Below are 23,260 nucleotides of genomic sequence, written 5' to 3'. Positions count from 1 at the left end.
GCTTCAAGCCTCCCCGGATTTGCGCGCCAGGCGCCGGCCGAGCGCCAGCCGCCAGCGTGCGGGCAGATGCCCGAGCAGACGCATGACCACGATGAACAACCCCGGAAACGCGATTTCCAGAGGGCGGGCAGGCAGTCGCCGTGCGATGTGCCGGGCCGCGCGTTCGGCCGGCCAGCACATGGGCATCGCGAAGTCATTGCGCTGGGTCAGCGGCGTATCAACGAATCCGGGGCTGACCAGCGTGACGTCAATGCCCTCGTCGGCCAGGTCGATGCGCAACGATTCAAACAGGTAGCGCAACGCGGCCTTGGATGCGCCGTAGGCACCGGCGCGCGGCAGGGCCAGCCAGGTCACTGCGCTGCACACCGCGACCAGATGCGGGTTCTGGCCTCGACGCAACAAGGGCAGGGCGACGTCCAGGCAGTGGCAGGTGCCCAGCAGGTTGGTATTGAGCACCCGTTCCACCAGGCGCGCGTCGAAGTGTCCCGGCTCCAGGTATTCGCACGTGCCGGCGTTGAGAATCACCTGATCGAGGGCGCCCCATTCCCGGTCGATGTGCTGGATGATCGCGACTACCTGATCCCGGTCGGTCAAGTCGCCCGGGAGCACCAGGACCTGATCCTGATAACGCTCGGCCAATGCTTGCAGCGGGCCGGCTTGCCGCGCGCTCAACGCCAGGCGATGACCTTGTTCAAGCAACACCTTCGCCAGTTCGGCACCGATGCCGCTGCTGGCGCCGGTCAGCCAGATGCGGCTCATGCCAGCCTCCGCTTGAGCCAGCGAATGAGCGGCCCGAACACGGGCAAGTGCTCGTAGAGCAGGGCGCCGGCATCAAAGAAGTCCCGGTGCGAATAGACCCGATCATTCCAGCGCAGGTAGCTGCAGCCGGGCAAGTCGACCGGCGCGCCGGCGTTCAAGCGTGGGTGCCGAAAGCGCAGGGTCCAGCGCAGGTAACCTTCGCCGGGAGCGATTTCGTCATATCCATGGAAGTCGTAGTGCAGATCGCTGACATTGGCGTAGAGCTGGGCGAAATATTCGCGCAGGGCAGGCAGGCCTTCGATCCGGTGCAACGGATCCTGGAACAGCACGTCGGCGCTGTAGAGCCTGTCGAGCTGGTCCAGGCGACTGGCGTCCAGTGCGGCGAAGGCGTGGGCGAAACCCTTGAGGAATGCGGACATGTCAGGCTCCGAAAGTTGTACATAATGTTGTTCATGTACAAGTTTTCGGAGCGTACTGCATGAGTTGTACGAGTTAAAGCATTTTGTATAAGTATTTTACGATTTTGTACAATTTACTCGGGCGTGGCTGGATACCCTGCCGTTTCAACGCCAACACGAGAAATTTGAGATCAAGGCGTTTGCGGCTCGACCGGTCTGAATGCACCGTTAAAGCGCTTTTATCTGCCCGTCTTTGCCTGCGCCGTCCTTGCTTGACGCAGTTTTTTGCCTGCCAGTTTTTTCCTTCCCAGCCGCAATAAAAAGCCTCGTTTCGCAAATCCCCACCTGCCAACACAATCGCCTCGACAGCTCGTTTCGAACAACAAGAAACCAGAACCCGAGGCGGCGCCATGCCGACCTGAACCAGACCCTCTGCCGGAAGTGCCCAGACATGCCCGTTGAAACCCTACTTATCGATACGCTTGTAATAGGCGCCGGCCAGGCCGGTGTCGCCATGAGTGAACATTTGAGCCGCCAGGGCGTGCCGCATCTGGTGATGGAGCGCAACCGCATTGCCGAAGCCTGGCGCACGGCGCGCTGGGATTCGCTGGTTGCCAATGGCCCGGCCTGGCATGACCGCTTTCCAGGACTGGAATTCGAAGGGCTCGATCCGGACGCCTTTGCTTCCAAGGACCAGGTGGCCGAGTACTTCGAAGCCTATGCGCGCAAATTCGACGCACCGATCCGCACCGGCGTGGAGGTGCGCAGCGTCGAGCGCAATGCCGGTCGCCCGGGCTTCGCCATTGAAACGTCGGACGGCCGGATCGAGGCTACCAACGTGGTGGTCGCCACCGGGCCATTTCAGCGGCCCGTCATCCCGCCCATCGCGCCTGACATGGCCACGGTGACGCAGATTCATTCGGCGCAATATCGCAACCCCGCGCAGTTGGCCGAAGGCGCCGTGCTGGTGGTCGGCGCCGGGTCGTCGGGGGTGCAGATCGCCGATGAATTGCAGCGCGCCGGCAAGCCGGTCTACCTCTCGGTGGGCGCCCATGATCGTCCGCCGCGGGCCTATCGCAACCGCGATTTTTGCTGGTGGCTGGGGGTGCTGGGCGAGTGGGACGCCGAAGCGGTCAAGCCGGGCAAGGAGCACGTGACCATCGCCGTGAGTGGCGCGCGGGGCGGGCACACCGTGGATTTCCGGCGGCTGGCCCATGAGGGCATCACGCTGGTGGGACTGACCCGGGCGTTCAACGGCAGCACGGTGAGTTTTGAACCCAACCTCAATGAAAACATTGCCCGTGGCGATGAAAACTACCTGGCACTGCTTGACGCCGCCGATGCCTACATCGCGCGCAACGGCCTGGACCTGCCGCCCGAGCCCGAGGCACGTCGGTTGTTGCCCGACCCCGAATGCATGACCCAGCCGATCCTGGAACTGGATCTGATCGAGGCGGGCATCAGCACCATCATCTGGGCCACCGGGTATTCGGTGGATTACAGCTGGCTGAAAGTCGATGCGTTCAAAGCCGACGGCAAGCCACGGCATCAGCGCGGGGTCTGCAGCGAGCCGGGTCTCTATTTTGTCGGCCTGCCATGGCTGTCGCGGCGGGGCTCGGCGTTTATCTGGGGCGTGTGGCACGACGCCCGGCACATCAGCGACCACATCATCAAGCAGCGCACCTATCTCGATTACCGGGATGCCTCCCAGCGCCAGTCGCAACCTTCGAAAACCAGCCTCATGGGAGTCCGCTGATGCCTACTCATACTCGCATCCGCATGTTCAACACCAAAGACACCTATCCGAACCAGACGCTGGACAACGACCTGTGCCAGGCGGTTCGCGCCGGCAATACCGTGTATGTGCGCGGTCAGGTTGGCACTGACTTCAGCGGTCAACTGGTGGGCCTCGGCGACCCACGGGCCCAGGCCGAACAGGCCATGCGCAACGTCAAGCAACTGCTGGAGGAAGCCGGCAGCGACCTGAGCCATATCGTCAAGACCACCACCTACCTGATCGACCCGCGCTACCGCGAGCCGGTGTACCAGGAGGTCGGCAAATGGCTCAAGGGCGTGTTCCCGATTTCCACCGGGCTGGTGGTCAGCGCCCTCGGCCAGCCGCAGTGGCTGATGGAAATCGACGTGATTGCGGTCATTCCCGAATAAGGAGCACGACATGACGTTTTCCATCGTCGGACGCTGCGCCGAGACTGGCCAGCTGGGCATCGCCATCAGCTCATCGAGCATCGCCGTCGGCGCCCGTTGCCCCTGGCTGCGGGCCGGTGCCGGTGCCGTGTCGAGCCAGAACATCACTTTGCCGGCCCTGGGGCCGCTGATTCTTGATGAACTGGCCGCCGGCCAGACGGCGCAAGAGGCGCTGGACCATGCCTTGGCGCGTAACGGCTATAGCGAATATCGCCAGGTCGCGGTGGTGGATGCCCAGGGACGTACCGCGGTCTTCAGCGGTCGCCACGCGTTGGGTATTCACGGCGCCCAGCCAGGTGAGCAGTGTGTGGCGGCCGGCAATCTGCTGGCGAGCGACGGAGTCATCGCGGCCATGGTCGCGGCGTTCGAGCAGGGCGAGGGCAGTCTCGCGTCACGCCTGCTTGGGGCGTTGCAGGCTGGGCAGGCCGCAGGTGGAGAGGCCGGTGCGGTGCATTCGGCAGCGCTGTCGGTGGTGGATGACCTGACCTGGCCCATCGTCGATCTGCGGGTGGACTGGGCCGACGAAAATCCCATCGGTGAACTGAAAAAACTCTGGCTCGCCTATCAACCGCAACTGCAGGACTACCTGACCCGCGCGCTCAACCCGACCCTGGCACCAAGCTACGGGGTGCCGGGCGATGAGTGAGTTGCGCAGTCGCGCTTTGCTCGCCGAGTTGGTGGGCTTTGCCACGGTCAGCCGTGATTCGAACCTGGCTCTGATCGAGTTCGTGGGCGATTACCTGCAAGGCCTGGGGGTAAGCAGCGAGCTGATCTACAACGCCGAGCGCACCAAGGCCAACCTGTTGGCGAGCATCGGCCCGTCGGTGCCTGGCGGTGTGGTGTTGTCCGGGCATACCGACGTGGTGCCGGTGGACGGCCAGGCCTGGACGGTTGATCCGTTCTGCCTGAGCGAGATGGACGGCAAGCTGTTCGGGCGCGGTACGGCGGACATGAAAGGCTACCTGGCCTCGGTGCTGGCGGCGGTGCCGACATTCCTGTCCAGCCCGCTCAGACGGCCGCTGCATCTGGCGTTTTCCTATGACGAAGAAGTCGGGTGCCTGGGCGTGCGCAGTCTGCTGGAGGTGCTGCCGCAACGCATCCCTCAGCCGGCCTTGTGCCTGATCGGTGAGCCCACCGAGCTGCAACCGGTGCTCGGTCATAAAGGCAAATTGGCGATGCGCTGCCACGTCCGAGGCGCACCGTGTCATTCGGCCTACGCGCCTTATGGAGTCAACGCCATCGAGCAGGCGGCGCGCCTGATCGGTCGCCTGGGAGAGATCGGTGCAGAGCTGGCCGAACCGTCGCGACACGATGGGCGCTTTGATCCGGCTTACTCGACCGTGCAGGTCGGCGTGATCCAGGGCGGGACCGCATTGAACATCGTTCCGGCCGACTGCCGCTTCGATTTCGAGGTGCGCGCCTTGCCGGATTTTGCCCCGCAGGGGGTGGTCGAGAAATTGCAGGATTACGCCGACCAGGCGCTGCTGCCGAGGATGCGCGCGGTTAGCGCCGACACCGCGATTCGTTTCGAACACCTGTCCGCCTACCCGGGCCTGGCGACTGCGCCGGACAGCGAAGCCGCGCGTCTCATAGCCCGGCTGTGCGGCAGCGAGGCCTTCGGCACCGTGGCGTTCGGCACCGAAGGTGGGCTGTTTGATCAGGCCGGTATCCCGACGGTGGTTTGCGGGCCCGGCAGCATGGACCAGGGGCACAAGCCCGACGAATACGTGAGCGTTGAGCAAATGGCTGCCTGCGACCGGTTGATGGACCGCCTGGCGATTTACCTCAGCGAACCCAATGACGTTTGATCCAAGGAATTACCCGTGAACGAATTTAATGACTGGAAGGCTCGGGCCGCCCAACTGCGTCTGCGTGACAAGGCGCTGATTGACGGCGTACCGCACGAAGCTATCGGCGGTGGACGGTTCGAGGTGATCAACCCGGCCAATGGCGCGCTGCTGGCGACGGTCGCCGCCTGCGCCGAGGCGGACGTCGACCTTGCGGTACTCAGTGCGCGCAAGGCATTCGAGCAAGGCCCTTGGACGCGCATGGCGCCGAGCGAGCGCAAAGCGGTGCTTCTGCGTCTATCGCAACTGATGCTCGCCCATCGCGAGGAATTGGCGCTGCTCGACTCCGTCAGCATGGGCAAGCCGGTGATGGACGCGTGGAATATCGACGTGCCTGGCGCCGCCCATGTGTTCGCCTGGTATGGCGAAAGCCTCGACAAACTCTACGATCAGGTGGCTCCCTCGGCGTCGAATGTCCTGGCCACCATTACCCGCGTACCGCTTGGAGTGATCGCGGCGGTAGTGCCATGGAATTTTCCGTTGGACATGGCCGCCTGGAAGCTTGCGCCGGCTCTTGCAGCGGGCAATAGCGTGGTGCTCAAGCCCGCCGAGCAGTCACCTTTTTCGGCCTTGCGCCTGGCTGAACTGGCCCTTGAAGCGGGAGTGCCGCCGGGGGTTCTCAACGTCTTGCCGGGCCTGGGCGAGCAGGCGGGAAGGGCACTCGGCTTGCATCCGGACGTGGATTCGCTGGTGTTCACCGGCTCCACGGAGGTCGGCAAGTGCTTCATGCAGTACTCGGCGCAATCGAACCTCAAGCAAGTCTGGCTGGAGTGTGGTGGCAAGAGCCCGAACCTGGTGTTCGCCGATTGCCAGGACTTGGATCTGGCCGCGCAAAAAGCCGCGTTTGGCATCTTTTTCAACCAGGGCGAAGTCTGTTCGGCCAATTCGCGGCTGCTGGTGGAACGGTCGATTCACGACGAATTCGTCGAGCGCCTGATCGATCAGGCGCGGCAGTGGCACCCCGGCAACCCCCTCGATCCCGCGAGCCGCGCCGGGGCCATCGTAGATACGCGCCAGACCGCGCGAATCATGCAATACATCCAGCAGGCCCAGGCTGATGGGGCAAAGCTGGTTTGCGGCGGACGCCAGTTGAGTATCGACGGCTCGCGCAATTTCATTGAGCCGACAATTTTTACCCACGTGCAACCCGCCATGCAGCTGGCCCGGGAGGAAGTGTTCGGGCCGGTGCTGGCGATCAGCGTATTCGATGACGAAGAGCAGGCCATCGCCCTGGCCAACCAACATATCTATGGGCTGGCAGCCTCGGTGTGGACCGACGATCTGAACCGCGCCCATCGCGTAGCGCGACGCTTGAACGCAGGCACTGTTTCGGTGAACACGGTGGATGCGCTGGACGTCAGCGTGCCCTTTGGCGGCGGCAAACAGTCGGGCTTTGGCCGTGATCTGTCGTTGCATGCTTTCGACAAGTACACGCAACTCAAGACCACCTGGATCCAGTTGCGCGATTGACCGCACCCAGGTCTCCAGCGCAATCGATTTGTTCTTCCTAAAAACAACAAAACGGAGCAACCGATGGACAGTTCCTCGAGCGTGCCGCTACACACCGTTACTCCCGCCGTGACCGGCCCGCGCAAACGGCTGGGCCTGAGTGCCCTGCTGGCGGTGGCCGTGGGCCTGGTGGTTTCCCAAGGCGTCATGGTGCTGATGTTGCAGGGCGCCGGAATCGCCGGCTTGGGGTTTGTGATCCCGTTGACCCTGGCCTGGCTGCTGGCCCTGAGTTACGCCTGCTCGTTTTCCGAACTGGCGCTGATGATCCCTCGCGCTGGCAGCCTGAGCAGCTACACCGAAGTCGCCATCGGCCAGTTCCCGGCCATTCTGGCGACCTTCTCCGGGTATGTGGTGGTGGCGATGTTTGCTTTGTCGGCAGAGCTGCTGCTGATGGAATTCATCATTGACAAGGTCTACCCGCATTCGATGCCGCCGCTGAGTGTCGCGCTTGGCGTTTTATGTCTATTCACCGTGCTCAACCTGTTCAACATCGACATTTTCTCGCGGCTGCAGACCGTTCTGGCGCTGGTCATGACCGTGATGTTGTTGGTGATGGGGCTCGGCGCCCTGACAAGTGACGGTGCCAGCAGCGTGTCTACGCTGGTCGCGCCTTCCGGCTGGAACCCCATGGGCCTCGGGGTAATTGCCCTGGCGGCGATGGCGGTGTGGGGCTTCGTCGGGGCGGAGTTCGTCTGTCCGCTGGTGGAGGATACGCGGCGTCCGGAGCGCAACATTCCTGCTTCGATGATGATCGGCCTCACCGTGATCTTCGTCGTCATTTGCTTGTACTGCCTGGGGGCGCTGCTCACTGTTCCCCAGGCTGAGCTGGCCAGTAACGGGCTGCCACATTACCTGTTCGCGACCACCGTTTTCGGCGAGGCTGGACAGGTGTTCTTGGTGACCGCCGCCATCACTGCGACGTGCAGCACGCTCAACAGTTCACTTGCCGCCATCCCACGTATGTTGCTGGGCATGGCCCGTAGCGGCCAGGCGTTCGGCGTCTTCAAGCGCCAGGGCAAACGCAGCGGCGCGCCCTGGGTCGCGGTGCTGTTCGTGGCGCTGGTCACCGGTTTGCCGCTGTTGCTGATGCACGACAGCCCCGACGCCATCAACCTTCTGCTGCTGGCTGCCGCCCTGGCCTGGCTGCTGGCTTACATCATCACCCACATCAACGTGATCGCCCTTCGCCGACGGTATCCCGATGCGCATCGGCCGTTCCGTACGCCGTTTTACCCGCTGCCCCAGCTGTTCGGCATCGCCGGCATGCTCTTCGCCATCTGGCACGTATCTCCCAGCCCCGAGATGACGATTCCGATTTTTACCAGTGCCGGTGTGGTGCTGGGCATCGTTTCGTTGATCGCGGTGGTTTGGATCAAATGTGTGATGGGCAAACCACTGTTCAAACCCGAGCCGTTGGCAGCTGCGCAAGGCACCGAAACCGACAGCATCAACAAGCAAGGAGACCTTCAATGAACGCGCCACTGAACCCCACCCGCAGCACCCGCGAATATCAGGCGCTGGATGCGGCGCACCACATTCACGCGTTTCTCGACCAGAAAGCCCTCAACGCCGAAGGGCCGCGGGTGATCGTCCGCGGTGAAGGCCTGGCGCTATGGGACAACGACGGCAAGCGTTACCTGGACGGTATGTCGGGCCTGTGGTGCACCAACCTCGGGTACGGCCGCCAGGACCTGGCGGCCGCGGCCAGCCGTCAGTTGGAGCAATTGCCGTACTACAACATGTTCTTCCACACCACTCATCCGGCGGTGGTGGAACTGTCCGAATTGCTCTTCAGCCTGCTGCCGGATCACTACAGCCACGCCATCTACACCAACTCCGGCTCCGAGGCCAACGAGGTGCTGATTCGGACCGTGCGCCGTTACTGGCAGATTCTTGGCAAGCCGCAGAAAAAAATCATGATCGGTCGCTGGAATGGCTATCACGGTTCGACCCTGGGGGCCTCGGCCTTGGGCGGCATGAAATTCATGCACGAGATGGGCGGGGTGATTCCGGATGTGGCGCATATCGATGAGCCTTACTGGTTCGCCCATGAAGGTAACCTGACGCCCTCCGAATTCGGCCTGCGCGCGGCCCGGCAGCTGGAAGAAAAAATCCTTGAGCTGGGCGCCGAAAATGTCGCGGCGTTCGTGGCCGAACCGTTCCAGGGCGCCGGCGGGATGATCTTTCCGCCAGAAAGCTACTGGCCGGAAATCCAGCGCATCTGTCGTCAATACGATGTGCTGTTGTGCGCCGACGAGGTGATCGGCGGCTTCGGTCGAACCGGCGAATGGTTTGCCCATGAATACTTCGGCTTCCAGCCCGACACCTTGTCCATCGCCAAGGGCCTCACCAGCGGCTACATCCCCATGGGCGGCCTGATCCTGTCCAGACGCATGGCCGAGGTGCTGGTCGAGCAGGGCGGGGTGTTTGCCCACGGCTTGACCTATTCCGGGCACCCGGTGGCGGCGGCGGTGGCGATAGCCAACCTCAAGGCCCTGCGCGACGAAGGCATCGTTGCCCAGGTCAAGGAAGACACCGGCCCGTACTTGCAGCGTTGTTTGCGGGAAATCTTCGATGGCCATCCGCTGATTGGCGAGATCCAGGGCGCCGGCCTGGTCGCGGCCCTGCAACTGGCCGAAGACAAGGCCAGCCGCAAGCGCTTCGCCAATGAAAACGAAATGGCCTGGCAATGTCGCACCTTCGGTTTCGAGGAAGGCCTGATCATCCGCTCCACCCTGGGCCGGATGATCATGGCGCCGGCGCTGGTGGCCAGCCATGCCGACATCAATGAACTGGTCGACAAGACCCGTATTGCTGTAGACCGCACCGCCCGCGCTTACGGTCGCCTCTGAGCCCCATCGCCGGCTCGTGCGGGCGAGCCGGCATTTTCGAGGAACCGCTTCATGTCCATATCCTTGCGTTGCAACATTGCGTGTGCCCTGGCGTTGCTGAGCAGCAGCGTCCTGGCCGCGCCACCAAGCCTGACCGTGATCTCATTCGGCGGCGCCACCAAGTTGGCCCAGGACAAGGCCTACTTCCAACCCTTCAACGCCAGCGGTGCAGGAAACATCGTCGCCGGCGAATATAACGGCGAGCTGTCGAAGATCAAGGCCATGGTCGCGGCCGGGCACACCAGTTGGGATGTGGTCGAGGTGGAAAGTCCCGAGCTGCTGCGCGGTTGTGAGGAAGGTCTGTTCGAAAAACTCGACCCGGCGGCGATCGGAAAAGCTGCGGATTTTGTTCCGGGTGCGCTTACCGAATGCGGCGTGGCGACGTATGTCTGGTCGATGGTCCTGGCCTACGACCAGGGCAAGCTCGCCAAGGCGCCCCAATCCTGGGCGGATTTCTGGAACGTGAGCGAGTACCCGGGTAAACGCGGATTGCGCAAGGGTGCCAAGTACACCCTGGAAATCGCCTTGCTGGCGGATGGCGTCAAGGCCGAGGATCTGTACAAGGTGCTGAACACGCCGGAAGGGGTGACACGTGCTTTCGCCAAGCTCGATCAGATCAAGCCGAACATCCAGTGGTGGGAGGCGGGTGCGCAGCCGGCGCAATGGCTGGTGGCCGGGGACGTTGCCATGAGCGCCGCCTACAACGGGCGCATCGCCTCGGCACAGAAGGAAGGCATGAAACTGAGCATCGTCTGGCCGCAAAGCCTGTATGACCCAGAGTACTGGGCGGTGGTCAAAGGTACGCCGAACAAGGCCCTGGCCGAGAAATTCATTGCCTTTGCCAGCCAGCCGCAGACGCAGAAAGTCTTCTCGGAAAACATTCCCTACGGACCGGTGCATCGCCAGACGCTGGCCTTGCTGCCCGCCGAAATACGCGAGCAACTGCCCACGGCCGAGGCCAACCTGGCGCAAGCGCGAGCGGTGGATGCCGAGTTCTGGGTGGACCATGGTGAAGAGCTTGAGCAGCGCTTCAATGCCTGGGCGGCTCGCTAGGCACTGAAATTCCTGGCGAACCGCTCTTGTGGCGAGGGAGCTTGCTCCCGCTGGGGTGCGCAGCAGCCCCTTTGTTTGAGCCTGTGGTGGTGGACCCTGTCAGGCTTTTTTGGGGCTGCTTCGCAGCCCAGCGGGAGCAAGCTCCCTCGCCACGGGGGAGCGGCTGGGCGCAAGGGTGGGCTACGCCAGCCACTCGCCGAACTGCTCCTTGCAATAATCCACGAACAGCTGCGCCGGCTTGGTCAAGTGCGCGCGCTTGAGCCAGCCGGCCACCAGCGCTGAACCTGTCACGTCCTCGGCGATGTTGACGCACACCACTCGCTGCCCGTCGTAGGTGCAGCTCGATTGCGGCCGCGTAACCAGCACGGCGAAGCCGAATCCCTGGCCGACCATGCCGCGCACCATCTCGATGGAGGGCGAACTGAAGACAATGTTCGGCGTCAGGCCCAGTTCTTCGAAGATACTCACAAAATAGGTCCGGCTGGGCTGCACGTCCAACAGGATCATCGGTTCGAGCGCCAGGTCCCGCAATGACACCTGGCCTTGATCGGCGAAGCGATGCCCCTCCGGCAGCAACGCATAGGGCCGCTGCGGCGCGGTGAGCGCTTCGGTTTCGATGGTGCTGTCCAGATCGTGCTCATAAAAAATCGCCAGGTCGAAACGTCCCCCCGTCAAGCCCTGGACCAGCTCCTGCTGTTCGCCATCCTGTACGCGGATTTCCACCCCGGGAAAACGCTCCCGGAACCCGGCGATCAGCCGTGGCAAGTAGAGCGGGGCGACGGTCTCGAAGCAGCCGATGTCGATCTGCCCGCTGACCACATCGTTGTCCGCCAGCGCGTTCTGTTCGAACTCCCGGGCCATGCGCAGCAGTTCCTGGGCCTTGCGATAGAAACGCGCACCGGCGGGCGTCAGCGAGACGCCCTGGGCGTGATGGCGGATCAGCAATTGCACGCCGAAACTGTCCTCCAGGCCTTTTACCGCCGTGGCAATCGATGGCTGGGCGATGTACAGCTTGCGCGAGGCTTCGGCGACGCTGCCGCATTCCACGGTGGTCACGAAGTACTTCAACTGACGCAGGGAGTAGGACGCCACGACACACCTCGATCCGGATTTTTGCCTACCTTACCGTGTGTCGCTCATGCAGGGCGATGGACGTTGCAACGGATTTTGCTGGGCAGTGGCGATATCCAGGCTGGCTCGCCGCGCGGGTAGAAAAAACGCCCGCCGAAACAAACTTGGCAGGCGTCTGGGAAAGACCGGCGCAGAAGGACTGGCCGGGCCGGGCGCGTGAATCAGGCGAGAGGAATCAGGCCACGGGAATCGATGGATCGGCTGCGGCCAGGGCGGTTGCCCGATCGGCGGCGGGCGGGTAGATCCACACCGAATTGATCTGGGTCTTGAGCTCCTTGGCTTCCTCGCCAACCAATTTGAGCTGGCGGTCCCAGCCTTCGGTGTACACCGCGCCCCAGGCGCCCAGGTCCAGGCACGTCACGTACTTGGGCTGGCTGTAGGTCATCGGCGCGACGCCGAGCAGGTCGGCGGCAACGTTGTTGCCCGCATAACGACCCAGGGCGATGGCATGCTGGCAGGACATGACCGCGTAGTTGCCCAATTCGTCGGTGGCGGCATAGGCCACATCGCCGCTGGCGTAGATATCGTTCTGCCCGAGCACCTTCAAATGCCCGTCGACATGCAGACGGCCCTGGCGGTCGCGGGTTGCGGGCACCTGTTCGGTGAGAGGGCTCGCGCGAAAGCCTACGGTCCAGATAACGGTGCTGGACTCGATGCGCTGGCCATCCGAGAGGGTGACACCGCCGGCATCCACCGATTCGACCGAAGCATTGAGGATCCACTCGATGCCCAGGTGCTCGGACGCTTCGATGATCGAAGGGCTGATTCCCTCACCCAGTGCCGCACCGATTTTCGGCCCGCGGTCCACCACGATCACGCGGACATCGGCGTCGCTGCCGAGGACGGCGCGCAGACGGGCGGGCATTTCGGTGGCGGTTTCGATGCCGGTGAAACCACCGCCTGCGACGACCACGGTATTGCGTGCGGGACTGTCCGGCAGGTTCCCGAGCGAGTTGAGGTGGGCTTCGAGGCGTGTTGCCTGTTCGATCTCATCGACATCGAACGCGTGTTCAAGCATGCCTTGCAGGTCAGGGCGAACCAGCTTGCTGCCCGCGGCCAGTACCAGTCGGTCGTAGCCCAGCGTCGCGAGGCTGCCGGACACGTCGCGGTAGCTGATCTGCTTGCGGCTGACATCGATGTTCTCGGCCACGCCCTGGACGAAGTTCACGCCGACCGCATCGAACAGCGCGCCCAACGGCGCCATCATGGTATGGACGTTCGGCTCGTAGAACCGCGGGCGGATACGCAGTTCCGGCTGGGGGGCCAGGACGCTGATCTGTACGTCGTTGCGATCATGCTGGTCGAGCAGGCGGGCGGCGCTGAGTGCGCTCCATACGCCGCCGAAACCGGCGCCGACAATCAAGATGTGCTGTTTCATGATGAGCTCCCGAAGACGAAAATCGATACGTTGAATTGTTTGAGGTTTCAGCGTGACCGTGTTGCGAGGTACCCGAAGCTGTGGGGCCTGATGGTTGAAATCATCGGGCGCATTCAGCTTCGGTTCGCTGTGGGAGATGGTAGGGGGTGGCTCTGGGTTCGACACTTCTACATAGGGTCAGTGGGGGTATGCGTGGGTGTGAGGGGGGTATACGGAGGTATGTGTGTATATCCGTTCTCGCAGTCGCGGCCACTTAGGGTTCCGCCCTTACGGCGGCTCACTTTTGGAGGAGCGCCAAAAGTAAGCAAAAGCGCTTTGCCCCACCACTCGGTGCCTCGCCTAGGCTCGGCATGCCCTCACTCCGGCATTGCTCCGTGGGCCGCCGCGAAGGGCCATCCATGGCCCAGCGCGGCTAACCCGGCATCCATGCCGGGTTACCCACTGCGCAATGCCTGCGTTCGGCCAGCGTGGTTAATGGGGCGCTGAGATCAAAATCAAAAGCAGAGCAAGAGCAAGGGCAAGGGCAAGAGCAAGAGCAAGAGCAAGAGCAAGAGCGGGGCACATGCTGGCACTTATGCAACTGACCCATCGCCTTCGCGAGCAGGCTCGCTCCCACATTGGATTTTTGGCAAACGCTGATTCATGGCATACAGAGAACCCCTGTGGGAGCGAGCTTGCTCGCGAAGGGGCCAGCCCATTCAACATCTCCATTGGCTGACCCACCGCCTTCGCGAGCAGGCTCGCTCCCACATTGGATTTTTGGCAAACGCTGATTCATGGCATACAGAGAACCCCTGTGGGAGATTCTATGGTGCAGGACTAGCCCCTAAATGCCTTTTGGTAAGTATTCGCTCTGGTTCTTCAACAGAGCGAATACCACTCGGGCAAGCTTGCGGGCCAGCGCTACCAATGCCTCGGTTGTGCTGAGCCCTCGGGACCTCAAACCCTCGTAAAATCCCTTCCACGCCGCCGTGCGACTCGCCGACATCGCGGCGTTGTGCATCAATCGGCGTGCCTCCGGATCACCTCGCTTAGACAGGCAGCGGCGTCCCTTCTTTTTTCCCGAGTCCGATATGCGCAGGTCCAGACCCAGAAAAGCGATGAAGGCATCGGCATTTCTGAAATCTCCACGCTGGAACGACGTGAGCAAACGGGCACCGCTTAACAGACCGATGCCTTCGACTTTCATGCAGCGCTTGAGCTGACTGCCCAAACCGGCTGCATCCAACTGCGTCTGGATTGTTTTCTCAAGCAAAATTTCGAGTCTTTGCATGGCCTTTATCTGGTTCTCAAAGGCCGTTTTGAGCAACGGTTCGTTTGACCAGCTTTGCTTGAGGCTGACACGCGCCTGAACCAAGGCTGCCCGCCGCCGGAAAAGGCTTATAAGCCTGCAATACAGGGGCGATGGCGGGGACCAAGGGTGCAACTGGTGGCCTTCGTTGTTCAAGTAGCGAGCCAACAACCGAGCATCCAGCGCATCGGTTTTAGCGCGCATTTTCACACCTTTGCGGTAATGACTGAGTTCGTAACCGCCGATCATATAAATCACACAGCCATGCGCATAAGCCAGATCGGCGAAGTCCTGGTGATAGATATTCGTGGCTTCGATGGCGACATCCATTGGCGCAGGTAATGCCTTGAGCCACTTCTTGATATCAGCTTTGGTGTTGGGGATCGTTTCGAGTCGATCGGATTGGGCGTGATAAATCACCAACTCATCTTTGGCGACATCCACACCTACGATCGGCTGGGCGGTGGCGACGGGCATTGCCATTGAAAATCCTCCGGGCTAAGGTTTGAACACTTGAAGGGTTCACCCAGAGGCGCAGGCTTGTTCCTATCGTCGGTCTAGGCCAGATGCATTCTTTATCGGCGCTTGGGTGAAAGGAGGAGGGGTGAAATCTCCCACGGTCTGTACTGCGGCTAACAGTCAGAATCGAGCCTAGTCCCTCCTCCTCCCTTCAAGTCCTACCATACAAGCGAGTCTGCTCGCGAAGGGGCCAGCCCATTCAACATCTCCATTGGCTGACCCACCGCATCGCGAGCAAGCTCGCTCCCACATTGGATTTTTGGCAAACACAGATTTCATATCCCACATTGAGTCACTGTGGGAGCGAGCCTGCTCGCGAAGGGGCCAGCCCATCCAACATCTTCATTGGCTGACCTACTGCCATCGCGGGGATATACACACCAATCTAAACCGACCGTTCAAGAATCGACTCGATGCAAGCAACCAACTCCCCACACCTGAACGGCTTGGGGAAAACCGCCACGGGACCGCAACCCCCCGGTATGGCCAGCGCGGGCACAACAGGCAGGCCCGTGATGAAAACAAGCGGAATGTCGATTCCTCGGGCATAGAGCTCATCGCACAACTGAATGCCCGTCATGCCCGGCATTTGTATGTCCGACAGCACGCACGCGGTGTTTTCAAACCCGGCTGAAGACAGGAAGGCGACGGCACTGGCATAAGTCCTGACGCGATACCCGTGAGAGCGCAGCAAACCATCCAATGCAACTCGAACCGATTCATCGTCATCGATAACAGAAATAATTGCGCTGTCGGACATTTCGAAACCTGGCAGTAATATCAGGTCGCTATTAAAGCGCCCCTATCACTGCAAGATACGCGGTCCAAAAGCCGCGCCTAGTATACGTGGGTATGAACTTTCAACGATCGCGGCCCGGTTCCAGGGCCTGGGCCATGCGCACCAGGTCGGCAAACGAACGCGCAGCCATCTTGCGCATGGCCTGGCCTCGGTGGATCTTGACGGTGATCTCGCTCAGGCCTATTTGCCCGGCGATCTGTTTGTTCATCAGGCCCGACGCCGCCAGTGCCATAACCTGGCGCTCCCGGGCGGTCAACGTGGCGTAACGGTCCTGAAGCGCCTGCTGGCCACGCTCGGCTTCGCGGCGCAGTCGGTCGCGCTGATGGGCGGCGGACACCGCATCGATCAGGTCCTGTTCGCGAAACGGCTTGGTCAGGAAATCCACCGCACCGGCCTTCATGGCCCGCACGGTCATGGCAATGTCGCCATACCCGGTCATGAATACGATCGGCAGATGAATTCCGGCGTTCGCCAACTGCTGCTGGAAGTCCAGCCCGCTGGTGCCGCGAAGGCGCACATCGAGCAATAGGCAACTGGGCGCGTCGGGACGTGGATGGCCCATGAAATCCGTCACCGAGTCGAACAGCTCGACCAACAGGCCAATGGACCGCAGCAGACTGCGAAGGGCTTCGCGTAACGATGCGTCGTCGTCGACCACGTAGACAATCGGTTCATGGGCGAGAGCAGGGGGCATGGCGTGGCTTGGGTTCATGGCAGGGGTCCGCACAGGTCAGGCTTTGGCTAACAACGGCAACGAAAAGGTGAACGAGGTGCCTTGGCCTGCCTCGCTGGTAGCCCAGATCCTGCCGTCATGGAAATCGATGATCGAGCGACAGATCGACAGGCCTATGCCAAGGCCGTTTTCCCTGGTGGTAAAAAACGGGTTGAACAATGAGGGCAGTGTCTCGGCCGTGATGCCGATTCCCCGGTCCGTCACCGCCAGCAGCACCTCGTGCGCGTGCGTCCAGGTGCGCACGTAAAGGATTCGGTCGCGCACCGGGAGCGTTTCCATGGCGTGGCAAGCGTTGGAGACCAGGTTGATGATCACCTGCTGCAGCTGGACCCGATCAGCGTCGACCAGGCTTGCCGCCGTCAGGTCTACCTTTAGGCTGACTTGGTGCTGAGCCAGCTGGTGGCGCACCAGATCCAGTGTTTCGCTGACGATTTCGTCCAATCGTTCGGGCCGACGCAGAGGGTCGCATTTGCGCGCCATCGCCCGGGTCCGATTGATGACTTCACTGGCGCGGCACGCGTTGGCGACGATCCGGTCCAGCGAGTCGAGGGCCTCCTTGAGGTCGGGCACCGGACGGTCCAGCCAGCGGCGACAGGCTTCGCCGCTGCTGGTAATGGCCGTCAACGGCTGGTTCACTTCATGGGCGATGGAGGCGGCCATTTCCCCCAGGGACGTCAGCCGCGTGGCATGGGCCAACTGCGCCTGGGCTTCGATCAGGTAGGCCTGGTTATGCCGCAGGCGGTCCGAGGCATGCTTGCTGCGCAGTGCGAGAAACGCGATGGCTGACAGGGCCGTCAGGCAACGGAAGAACCCGGTGGTCGATTCCCAGCGGTGGTAACCGCCGTTGTACAGGAACATCGCCGTCAGCAGGAACATGCACAGCAGCGCAACGGTGATCACCAGGTTGATTGAAAACAGGTTGGCCGCCATCAGCAGCAAGGTGATGTACAGCAGCGTCGGTGCCAGGTCGGAATGGGTTTCGGAATTAATGATGACAATCCCGCAGGCCACGACCAGGCCGACCGCCCAGCCAAGGGCGTTGACCAGCGGGTGAGAGCTGATGCCCATAGAAGGGCTCGATGCCTTCGGAGGCGGCTGATACCGAAGGCTGTCGTAGATGCTTTTGAACATCATGGCGGGTGTGGGCACGCTGCAACCTTTCTTTTGTCTTGTCGGTCCGGTCCCGGTGGCGGTGGACACGGGGGCATCGTCTTGAATCTTAAAAGCTGCCCCTTGCCTCGGGGTAGGACATAAAACCCTGAAATCCTGCCAGACCCTGGCACTCGTCCTGTATACCCAGGTATCAATCGGTGGACCCAAAGCATCAACGCAGCGTCCTCCCGTACGACAGACGCCGGATGGGCCGTGGCATAACCTTCCAGGCACGCCGTCGCTGTCGAGCCGCGCAAAGCGGCCCAGGCACGACGTTTCTTTCCCGCCTCATTGGCCCTGCGCCTGGAATGGCTACCATGATGAACAGAAATGACCTGCGTCGTGCTGACATCAATCTGCTGGTTGTCTTCGAAACCATGATGCATGAGCGAAATGTCACCCGTGTCAGCGAGAAGCTGTTTCTTGGCCAACCGACCGTCAGCGCGGCCCTGGCGCGGTTGCGCCTGATGTTCGACGACCCCTTGTTCATCCGCGCGGGCCGGGTGATGGAACCGACCTCCCGGGCGCAGGAAATCTTTTCCAACCTGTCGCCGGCGCTGGATGGCATCGCGGCTGCCTTGAGCCGCTGCCAGGCGTTCGATCCCGCCACCAGCGACGCGACGTTCCACATCGGCCTGTCCGATGACGTCGAATACGCGCTGCTGCCAGACCTGCTGCACCGACTGCGTATCGAGGCGCCGGGCACGACTCTGGTGGTGCGCCGGGCCGATCAATGGCAGATGTGCCAACTGCTTGCGAGCGGCGAAATTACCATCGGTATCAGCCATACCCTGGAGCTTCCGGCCAATGCCCGGCGCAAGGCGCTGCGTCCGATCCGGCCGATGTTGCTGCGCGCCGATTCGCGTCCGGGCGAGCTGACATTGGATGAGTTTTGCCGCCGCCCGCATGCGGTGGTTTCATCCATGGGACATGTCATCGATGATTCCGATCGGGCCCTGAGCCAGATGGAGCGGCAACGGCGTGTGGTCCTGAGCGTGCCGCAATTCAGCGCCTTGCCGGTGTTGTTAGCGCGCAGCGAGATGATCGCCATCGTGCCCGACTACGTCGCTCGGGCAATGGCCCAAACGACCGGCTTGCGCGCGGAACCGGCGCCGCTCCGGTTGCCCGAGCGCGAGCTGTCGATGGTCTGGCGAGGGACTTCCCATAATGACCCGGGAGAACGCTGGCTCCGTTCACGCTGCTGTGCGTTCATCGGTGAGCAGGCCGAAGCACAGGCTCAAGCCAGGCGCGTAGCCTGACGCGACAGCGCGGTTCAAGCTCAGCGGGAGAACCGGTTGCGATAGTCCCGTGGCGAAATCGAGAGGTGGCGTTGGAAGGTGTAGCGCATCCGTTCCTCGTCGCCGAAACCGCACGAACGGGCAATCTGATCGATGTTGCGCTCGGAGTCCTCCAGCAGTCGTCTGGCCGCTTCGAGCCGGAACATCTCGACGGCCTTGGCCGGGGTGCGTCCGGTCTGGCGCTTGTAGACCCGGGCGAAGTTGCGCGGGCTCATGCGCGCTTGCCGGGCCAGGCGTTCGATGCTCAGGTCGGCCTCATCCAGGTGCTCGGCGAGCCAGGCGTGCAGTTCATCGAATCCGGCGCTGTCCTGGGTCTGTGCCAGCAGCAACTGGCTGAACTGCGCCTGCCCCCCGGGGCGCTTGAGAAACACCACCAGTTCCCGGGCCACTTGCAGCGCGACATCGCGACCACAATCGGCTTCCACCAAGGCCAGGGCCATGTCGATGCCGGCGCTGACGCCCGCCGAGGTCCAGACGCTGTCCTGCTGGATAAAAATCGCGTCGAGGTCCACTTCGACCAAGGGGAAGCCACTCTTGAGCATTTCGCACATGGCCCAATGCGTGGCGGCGCGGCGGCCGTCGAGCAAGCCGGCCTGGGCCATGAGGAAGGTCCCGCTGCACACCGAAGCAGTGCGGCGGGCCTTGGTCGAGGCCGCGCGCAGCCAGTCCACCAGCTCGACGCAGTCGATCATCGCCTGACGGATGTTCGGCGCGCCAGGCACGATCAGCGTGTCGATGACGGCATTGTCGAACTCGCCCAGGGCGCAGGTTTGCACCACCAGCCCTTCGGCGGTCTGCATCAGGCCGCCTTCAAGGCTGGCGGTGTGCATCCGGTAGCCGGGCAGGCCACGTTCGGTCATGGCTTTGGTGGCCGCCCAGAACACCGTCTGGGCGCCGGTCAGGTCGAGCAGGCCCATCTGCGGATAGGCGAGGAATACCAGCGCGCGCGGTTGGGATACGGACTCGGCGGCAACGCGGATGTCACAGGTCATCTCGTTCATGGTCGCGCGGCTCGTTTCAAGAATGGGCGGGTTCGGAGGGGGCAGCGGCTGCGCCTCGGTGTCCCTGGGTGATTAATCCTCCGCCCGGACAATGTCAAGTCGGCCGCGTTGAATCCTCAGGTGCTAAAGTTATGCGATACAGGTATTTAAATTTTATTTTTTATAGCTTTAAAGTCGGCGCCTGAATTTATCCATAAGAGGCCACGGCCATGGCGTTCAAGCGTCCCGTACTTTTTCTTTCCCTGGCGGCGAGCCTGCTGGTCGGGCCGCTGGCCCATGCCGAAGGCAAGATCAGCATCGCCCAGCAATTCGGCATTGGTTATCTGATCCTGGACGTCGTGCGTGACCAGCAGCTCATCGAGAAACATGGCAGGGCCCAGGGCCTGGATATCAAAGTGGACTGGAACAGCATCTCCGGCGCCACCGCCATGAACGAAGCGTTGCTCACCGGCGCCCTCGACGTGGTGTCGGCCGGGGTGCCGCCAATGCTGACGATCTGGGATCGGACCCGGGGCAAGCAGAACGTCAAGGCCATCGCCTCGCTGGGCTCGATGCCCAACTACCTGTTGACCAACAACCCCGAGATCAAGACGCTCAAGGACTTCACCGACAAGGACCGGATCGCGGTCCCGGCGGCGGGTGTCGGCTTCCAGTCGCGCACATTGCAGATCGAGACGGCCAAGGTGTTCGGCAACGAGCGCTACAAGAAATTCGACGACATCTCGGTCAGCCTCCCGCACCCGGACGCAACGGCCGCGTTGATCGCGGGCAAGTCGGAAATCAATTCGCACTTTTCCAGCCCGCCGTTCCAGTACCAGGCGTTGCAGAACCCCAACGTGCATAAAGTCCTCAGCTCCTATGACGTGCTCGGGGGGCCGGCCACGTTCAACGTGCTTTACACCACGGAGAAATTCCACGACGAAAACCCGAAGACCTACAAGGCGTTCTACGCCGCGCTAGTTGAAGCCCAGAACATCATCAAGGCCGACAAACCTGCCGCCGCCCAGACGTATATCCGGGTAGAGCAATCCAAGCTGCCATTGCCCCTGGTGGAGAAGATCGTCAGCGACCCGGAAATCGATTTCACCGTGGTCCCGCAACGCACCTATATCTACGCCGACAAACTGCATGAGCTGGGTGTGTTGAAGAACAAGGCCGACAGCTGGAAGGACTACTTCTTTGAAGAAGCCCACGGCGGCGCAGGCAGCTGACTAGCCGTTTTCGGCACAATCGAGCGAGTCACCCGGGAGACGGAATGGAACTTGCCTGATCTTCGATCCATAACCCTGGAATCAGCGAAGGTCGGGTGAATGAACGACGACATGGCGGACGGGTTGCCGACGCGGCCGATCAATCGGTTCCGCACCGGCGACATCGACGAGCACGCGCGGAACATGGGCGGCTGGCAGGTGAGCTACGACCAACTGACGCCTGGACGCTTCGAAGGCGAGTTGATCGAGTTCCGTGCAGATTGGATGCAACTGGTGCGCGACCGCTCTAATCAGGCCATGACCAAGCGCGGCATGGCGTGGGAGGGCGCGATTACCTTCAGCGTACCGTTGCGCGCTGACGGGCCGGTATTCTGCTGCGGGCACCCGATTGTCGAGCCGAGCCTGATGGTCGCCCATGGCCGCAACCTGCCCGACCTGCGTACTCCCCAGCACTTGGACCTGCTCGGCGTTGCCGTCAAGGAGCAGGCCCTGGAGCACCTGCTGGAGCGCCAGGGCAGCGACTTTCGAATTACCGATCTTCCCAAGTGTTACCGTCTCGGCGATTCGACCTTGCCCGCTGAGCTGGCGGTGCTCTTCGACGAACTCGAAGGGGGCGGCCAGGGGCATGAGTCATTGTTGGGCTTCGAGTCGATCCGCCGTGGCATGCGCGATACGGTGATGCTGCACCTGCTGGAGCTGGTGGCGCCCGACCAGGCGCCGCCGCTGACCCCGACGGCCCGCAAGCGCATGGTCGACCGGGCCCGGGAATATGCCCTGGCCCATGTCGACGAGCCGCTGTCGATCCTCGACCTGTGCAACCACATTGGCGCCAGCCGGCGTAAATTGCAGTACTGCTTCCAGGAAACCCTGGGCATCAACCCGGTGGCCTATTTAAGGGCGCTGCGCCTCAATGCCGTGCGCCGGGAGCTGCGCGCTGGCGACCAGGCGCGGGGCGTGCAGGAGGTGGCGGCACGCTGGGGCTTCTGGCACCTGAGCCGTTTCTCCAGCGACTATCGGACCCTGTTCGGCGAAACCCCTTCACAAACCCTGCGGCGCACGCATCTGTGCTGAAAACGGATAACGGCTGGCGGACCGGCTCCCTAGGATGACCCCATCACCACATGGTTGGGACGGGGCATTCGATGAATCAGAACAAAAAGAAAAACCTGCAACGTAATGCGTGGATCACCGTGGGGCTGATCGGCGCCTGCGCCATGGCCAATGCCACTGAAAGTGGCGCGCCGACCACCGCGGTGGGGGTCTACGATTTCGGCGCTGGCATGATGCCGCCGGCCACGCCCTTCGGCACGGTCGGGCTGCGTACGGCGTTCTATTCGGCCAACGTGCAGAAAGATCGCCACGGCAATTCCCGCGACAACAATCTTTCCCTCGACGTGCTGTCCTTCGGCGTGGCTTACATGCACATGACCGATTACACCGTGCTTGGCGCCCAGTACGGTTATGGCGCGGTGGTGCCGTTCTTCAAGATGGACGCTTCGGTACGGGTGCAGACGCCGGTCGGTCCGCTGGACCTTGAAGCCGATCCGTTTCGCCTGGCGGATATCCAGGTGCTGCCGGTGATCCTGCAATGGACGCTGTCGCCGAACCTGTTCGTCAATGCCCAGTTCCAGATCCAGGCACCGACCGGCGACTACGACGAGGACCGCCTGATCTCGCCGGGCCTGAACCACTGGACATTCTCGCCGATCCTCAACGCGACCTATATCTCCGACACCGGCTTCGAGGTGTCCTCCAGTTTCGAAGTCGACGTGAACACCCGCAACCCCGCCACCGACTACAAAAGCGGCGTCGAGTATCGCCATGAATTCGCCGTTGGCCAGCATGTCGGCCCCTGGACGCTGGGTGTGGGCGGCTACTACTACCGCCAGTTCACAGACGACGATGCTCCGGGGCTTGAGGCAGGCAATCGCGCGCGGGTTATCGCGGCGGGGCCGGCGGTGGGCTATTTCAAACCGGGCGTGCCGCCGGTCTGGCTGCACGTCTACAAGGAATTCGACGCGCGAAACCGCGCCGAGGGCTACACCACGGCCCTGCGCATTTCTCACAGTTTCTGAAGGGGACGTC

21 protein-coding genes are annotated in these 23,260 nt (G+C 62.2%); 12 read left to right on the top strand and 9 right to left on the bottom strand.

The features are described 5' to 3' along the window. Window positions 1-3 precede the first annotated feature (3 nt). Both J3P94_RS15095 and J3P94_RS15090 read right to left on the bottom strand, forming a co-directional pair. Window positions 4-759 carry an SDR family NAD(P)-dependent oxidoreductase gene (locus J3P94_RS15095; protein ID WP_434568597.1) on the bottom strand — a complete coding sequence of 252 codons (756 nt, stop codon included), beginning with the start codon at window positions 757-759 and terminating at the stop codon, window positions 4-6. Beyond that, window positions 756-1,178 carry a nuclear transport factor 2 family protein gene (locus J3P94_RS15090; protein ID WP_434568596.1) on the bottom strand — a complete coding sequence of 141 codons (423 nt, stop codon included), beginning with the start codon at window positions 1,176-1,178 and terminating at the stop codon, window positions 756-758. The genes J3P94_RS15095 and J3P94_RS15090 overlap by 4 nt, the downstream gene beginning before the upstream one ends. A 430-nt stretch (window positions 1,179-1,608) precedes the next feature. Between J3P94_RS15090 and J3P94_RS15085 the strand changes: the two genes are divergently transcribed. The 8 genes from J3P94_RS15085 to J3P94_RS15050 all read left to right on the top strand — a co-directional run bounded on the left by J3P94_RS15085 (window position 1,609) and on the right by J3P94_RS15050 (window position 10,662). Next, the gene (locus J3P94_RS15085; protein WP_434568595.1) at window positions 1,609-2,913 is read left to right on the top strand and encodes a flavin-containing monooxygenase; all 1,305 of its coding nucleotides are present in this window, start codon (window positions 1,609-1,611) and stop codon (window positions 2,911-2,913) included. Further along, the gene (locus tag J3P94_RS15080) at window positions 2,913-3,323 is read left to right on the top strand and encodes a RidA family protein (RefSeq protein WP_092327904.1); all 411 of its coding nucleotides are present in this window, start codon (window positions 2,913-2,915) and stop codon (window positions 3,321-3,323) included. The genes J3P94_RS15085 and J3P94_RS15080 overlap by 1 nt, the downstream gene beginning before the upstream one ends. Before the next feature lie 10 nt (window positions 3,324-3,333). Next, entirely contained in the window at window positions 3,334-4,008 is a 675-nt protein-coding gene (locus J3P94_RS15075; RefSeq protein WP_434568594.1) for a DUF1028 domain-containing protein, read from the top strand. Then, window positions 4,001-5,170 carry an acetylornithine deacetylase gene (gene argE, locus J3P94_RS15070; RefSeq protein WP_434568593.1) on the top strand — a complete coding sequence of 390 codons (1,170 nt, stop codon included), beginning with the start codon at window positions 4,001-4,003 and terminating at the stop codon, window positions 5,168-5,170. Before J3P94_RS15075 ends, argE begins: the two co-directional genes overlap by 8 nt. Window positions 5,171-5,185: 15 nt before the next feature. Then, on the top strand, window positions 5,186-6,679 hold the full coding sequence (locus tag J3P94_RS15065) for an aldehyde dehydrogenase (RefSeq protein ID WP_434568592.1): 1,494 nt from the start codon (window positions 5,186-5,188) through the stop codon (window positions 6,677-6,679). Between the two features lie 63 nt (window positions 6,680-6,742). After that, window positions 6,743-8,191 carry an APC family permease gene (locus J3P94_RS15060; RefSeq protein WP_434568591.1) on the top strand — a complete coding sequence of 483 codons (1,449 nt, stop codon included), beginning with the start codon at window positions 6,743-6,745 and terminating at the stop codon, window positions 8,189-8,191. Then, window positions 8,188-9,570, top strand: a complete 1,383-nt coding sequence (locus J3P94_RS15055; RefSeq protein ID WP_434568590.1) for an aspartate aminotransferase family protein — start codon at window positions 8,188-8,190, stop codon at window positions 9,568-9,570. The genes J3P94_RS15060 and J3P94_RS15055 overlap by 4 nt, the downstream gene beginning before the upstream one ends. Window positions 9,571-9,621: 51 nt before the next feature. Next, window positions 9,622-10,662, top strand: a complete 1,041-nt coding sequence (locus J3P94_RS15050) for an ABC transporter substrate-binding protein (protein ID WP_434568589.1) — start codon at window positions 9,622-9,624, stop codon at window positions 10,660-10,662. Between the two features lie 180 nt (window positions 10,663-10,842). Here J3P94_RS15050 and J3P94_RS15045 read toward each other — a convergent pair whose 3' ends face one another. The 6 genes from J3P94_RS15045 to J3P94_RS15020 form a co-directional block, all read right to left on the bottom strand. Further along, a complete protein-coding gene (locus J3P94_RS15045) occupies window positions 10,843-11,754 on the bottom strand; it encodes a LysR family transcriptional regulator (protein ID WP_434568588.1) in 912 nt (303 codons plus the stop codon). A gap of 214 nt (window positions 11,755-11,968) precedes the next feature. After that, a complete protein-coding gene (locus J3P94_RS15040; protein WP_434568587.1) occupies window positions 11,969-13,171 on the bottom strand; it encodes an NAD(P)/FAD-dependent oxidoreductase in 1,203 nt (400 codons plus the stop codon). Window positions 13,172-13,997: 826 nt separating this feature from the next. Beyond that, window positions 13,998-14,945: an IS110 family transposase gene (locus tag J3P94_RS15035; RefSeq protein ID WP_434568586.1), complete on the bottom strand. Its 948-nt coding sequence runs from the start codon at window positions 14,943-14,945 to the stop codon at window positions 13,998-14,000. A gap of 421 nt (window positions 14,946-15,366) precedes the next feature. Further along, on the bottom strand, window positions 15,367-15,741 hold the full coding sequence (locus tag J3P94_RS15030; protein ID WP_434568585.1) for a response regulator transcription factor: 375 nt from the start codon (window positions 15,739-15,741) through the stop codon (window positions 15,367-15,369). Between the two features lie 100 nt (window positions 15,742-15,841). Then, window positions 15,842-16,492 (bottom strand): response regulator transcription factor, encoded by a 651-nt coding sequence (locus J3P94_RS15025; RefSeq protein WP_370870915.1) that lies wholly within the window; start codon window positions 16,490-16,492, stop codon window positions 15,842-15,844. An 18-nt stretch (window positions 16,493-16,510) separates the two neighbouring features. Further along, window positions 16,511-17,581 (bottom strand): sensor histidine kinase, encoded by a 1,071-nt coding sequence (locus tag J3P94_RS15020; protein WP_434568584.1) that lies wholly within the window; start codon window positions 17,579-17,581, stop codon window positions 16,511-16,513. A gap of 401 nt (window positions 17,582-17,982) precedes the next feature. Between J3P94_RS15020 and J3P94_RS15015 the strand changes: the two genes are divergently transcribed. Next, on the top strand, window positions 17,983-18,924 hold the full coding sequence (locus J3P94_RS15015) for a LysR family transcriptional regulator (protein WP_434568583.1): 942 nt from the start codon (window positions 17,983-17,985) through the stop codon (window positions 18,922-18,924). A gap of 20 nt (window positions 18,925-18,944) precedes the next feature. On the opposite strand, the gene J3P94_RS15010 is transcribed toward J3P94_RS15015, so the two are convergent. Then, window positions 18,945-19,964: a GlxA family transcriptional regulator gene (locus J3P94_RS15010; RefSeq protein ID WP_434568582.1), complete on the bottom strand. Its 1,020-nt coding sequence runs from the start codon at window positions 19,962-19,964 to the stop codon at window positions 18,945-18,947. A 209-nt stretch (window positions 19,965-20,173) separates the two neighbouring features. On the opposite strand from J3P94_RS15010, the gene J3P94_RS15005 reads away from it, so the two are divergent. The 3 genes from J3P94_RS15005 to J3P94_RS14995 all read left to right on the top strand — a co-directional run bounded on the left by J3P94_RS15005 (window position 20,174) and on the right by J3P94_RS14995 (window position 23,250). Then, window positions 20,174-21,175, top strand: a complete 1,002-nt coding sequence (locus tag J3P94_RS15005) for an ABC transporter substrate-binding protein (protein WP_434568581.1) — start codon at window positions 20,174-20,176, stop codon at window positions 21,173-21,175. A 99-nt stretch (window positions 21,176-21,274) separates the two neighbouring features. Beyond that, window positions 21,275-22,246: a helix-turn-helix domain-containing protein gene (locus J3P94_RS15000; RefSeq protein WP_434568580.1), complete on the top strand. Its 972-nt coding sequence runs from the start codon at window positions 21,275-21,277 to the stop codon at window positions 22,244-22,246. Window positions 22,247-22,317: 71 nt separating this feature from the next. Next, window positions 22,318-23,250: a SphA family protein gene (locus tag J3P94_RS14995; RefSeq protein WP_434568579.1), complete on the top strand. Its 933-nt coding sequence runs from the start codon at window positions 22,318-22,320 to the stop codon at window positions 23,248-23,250. The last annotated feature ends 10 nt before the right edge of the window (window positions 23,251-23,260 follow it).

The organism is Pseudomonas sp. Z3-8 (assembly GCF_051131975.1).
In the GTDB taxonomy this organism is placed as follows: domain Bacteria; phylum Pseudomonadota; class Gammaproteobacteria; order Pseudomonadales; family Pseudomonadaceae; genus Aquipseudomonas.
The sequence above is the reverse complement of the archived record's forward strand: the minus strand, read 5'-3'. Positions and strand labels throughout refer to the sequence as shown.

Bases quoted from the DNA above. Each gene is read 5' to 3' on its own strand.
- J3P94_RS15095 (WP_434568597.1), bottom strand. From the start codon at position 759: ATGAGCCGCATCTGGCTGACCGGCGCCAGCAGCGGCATCGGTGCCGAA.
- J3P94_RS15090 (WP_434568596.1), bottom strand. From the start codon at position 1,178: ATGTCCGCATTCCTCAAGGGTTTCGCCCACGCCTTCGCCGCACTGGAC.
- J3P94_RS15085 (WP_434568595.1), top strand. From the start codon at position 1,609: ATGCCCGTTGAAACCCTACTTATCGATACGCTTGTAATAGGCGCCGGC.
- J3P94_RS15080 (WP_092327904.1), top strand. From the start codon at position 2,913: ATGCCTACTCATACTCGCATCCGCATGTTCAACACCAAAGACACCTAT.
- J3P94_RS15075 (WP_434568594.1), top strand. From the start codon at position 3,334: ATGACGTTTTCCATCGTCGGACGCTGCGCCGAGACTGGCCAGCTGGGC.
- argE (WP_434568593.1), top strand. From the start codon at position 4,001: ATGAGTGAGTTGCGCAGTCGCGCTTTGCTCGCCGAGTTGGTGGGCTTT.
- J3P94_RS15060 (WP_434568591.1), top strand. From the start codon at position 6,743: ATGGACAGTTCCTCGAGCGTGCCGCTACACACCGTTACTCCCGCCGTG.
- J3P94_RS15055 (WP_434568590.1), top strand. From the start codon at position 8,188: ATGAACGCGCCACTGAACCCCACCCGCAGCACCCGCGAATATCAGGCG.
- J3P94_RS15050 (WP_434568589.1), top strand. From the start codon at position 9,622: ATGTCCATATCCTTGCGTTGCAACATTGCGTGTGCCCTGGCGTTGCTG.
- J3P94_RS15040 (WP_434568587.1), bottom strand. From the start codon at position 13,171: ATGAAACAGCACATCTTGATTGTCGGCGCCGGTTTCGGCGGCGTATGG.
- J3P94_RS15035 (WP_434568586.1), bottom strand. From the start codon at position 14,945: ATGGCAATGCCCGTCGCCACCGCCCAGCCGATCGTAGGTGTGGATGTC.
- J3P94_RS15030 (WP_434568585.1), bottom strand. From the start codon at position 15,741: ATGTCCGACAGCGCAATTATTTCTGTTATCGATGACGATGAATCGGTT.
- J3P94_RS15025 (WP_370870915.1), bottom strand. From the start codon at position 16,492: ATGAACCCAAGCCACGCCATGCCCCCTGCTCTCGCCCATGAACCGATT.
- J3P94_RS15020 (WP_434568584.1), bottom strand. From the start codon at position 17,581: ATGGGCATCAGCTCTCACCCGCTGGTCAACGCCCTTGGCTGGGCGGTC.
- J3P94_RS15015 (WP_434568583.1), top strand. From the start codon at position 17,983: ATGATGAACAGAAATGACCTGCGTCGTGCTGACATCAATCTGCTGGTT.
- J3P94_RS15010 (WP_434568582.1), bottom strand. From the start codon at position 19,964: ATGAACGAGATGACCTGTGACATCCGCGTTGCCGCCGAGTCCGTATCC.
- J3P94_RS15005 (WP_434568581.1), top strand. From the start codon at position 20,174: ATGGCGTTCAAGCGTCCCGTACTTTTTCTTTCCCTGGCGGCGAGCCTG.
- J3P94_RS15000 (WP_434568580.1), top strand. From the start codon at position 21,275: ATGAACGACGACATGGCGGACGGGTTGCCGACGCGGCCGATCAATCGG.
- J3P94_RS14995 (WP_434568579.1), top strand. From the start codon at position 22,318: ATGAATCAGAACAAAAAGAAAAACCTGCAACGTAATGCGTGGATCACC.